This is a genomic window from Shewanella algicola (assembly GCF_014648035.1).
In the GTDB taxonomy this organism is placed as follows: domain Bacteria; phylum Pseudomonadota; class Gammaproteobacteria; order Enterobacterales; family Shewanellaceae; genus Shewanella; species Shewanella algicola.
The window spans coordinates 1-1,116 of the sequence record NZ_BMQI01000144.1 but is presented as its reverse complement, the minus strand read 5'-3'; the positions used below and the strand labels follow the sequence as shown (position 1 = coordinate 1,116).

The window sequence follows — 1,116 nt, the reverse complement described above, 5'->3', positions numbered from 1 at the left end:
CAGCAAGCTCGATTAAATTTCTGATTCTGGCTGGTTTTAGCTGGGTGAAGCTTCACTAAGTTGAGTGCCCATCGCCTTAAAATAGCCATAATACTGGCACCATCCTCATCATACATTTTTTGCTTATCTTCTTGAAATAGCGTGTCTAAAAGCCAATGCTGATTGTTTTCCGTTTGCCAATGCGCCCGAATTGCGCATCCAAATGCCTTTGAAGTCATCACGGCACTACTCACATAAAAGTGCGTGTCTATACTGGTTTTGTTACCCACTTTTCGATGACGTTCTACTGCTATTAATGTTTTTAGTTGAGGCCATTTCATCTTCATTTCGTCGGGTAAATTTAACGGACACTGAAACGTTATCCGTTTTTCAACTCGACCATGGCCATTATCATCTTGCGTATAACATTCAGCATCAGGATACTTTTCAATATAATCAGCAAATTGTTCCTGTACAGACTCGTAGAGTTTGGGCTGATTACCTTTAACTTGAAGAATGCAATCACCACCTTCTTTCACTATATAATCAAGTGTTTGCGTTTGGCAGTGAAGGGCATCAAATGTCAGTAATTCCGATTTCAAATCAAGGCATGTGAGTAACTCTTGAACGAGTTTGAGTTCACTCTTTTTGCTCGCGCCTGATTTTGCATTAAACACCAACCCTGACTCTGTATCATAAGCCGTTACCATGTGTAACGCTGAGCTTGAAGCGGATGCTTTGGCGCCTTTAAGTACTTTACCGTCGATAGCTATCGATGATTGCCCTGTATTGATGCGGTGCTCATTCACCCAACTCATCAGTGCATCAAGTAGAGATTGTTTAGACACGCCTCTGAAAATGCGGCCAATGCTTTGCTGGCTGGGAATACCATTAGCGAATGGGCGATGTTGGCGTAACCATTCCAATTTCAATGTGCCGAACTCATGGCAATCAGCCCAACTTTGGGCTCCTGAGATAACAGCACTAAGTACAAGAAAGCAGATATCAATGACATCATGTTCTTGATTTATATGGGAACGGCAATCAGTAATTTTATCAAGATGTTTAAGCATAGTAAGTCGGGAGCCAAAGAAAAAAGAGGGTTATTTGATCACACTGGCGAGATCAATCAAGTCT

At 41.7% G+C, this 1,116-nt stretch carries 1 protein-coding gene; it reads right to left on the bottom strand.

Translation table 11 applies throughout. The annotated features are described in order from the left end of the window. Positions 1-1,052 (bottom strand): ISAs1 family transposase (locus IEY42_RS22120; RefSeq protein ID WP_188927319.1); only part of this gene is annotated, 1,052 nt, incomplete at its 3' end. Positions 1,053-1,116: the final 64 nt, after the last annotated feature.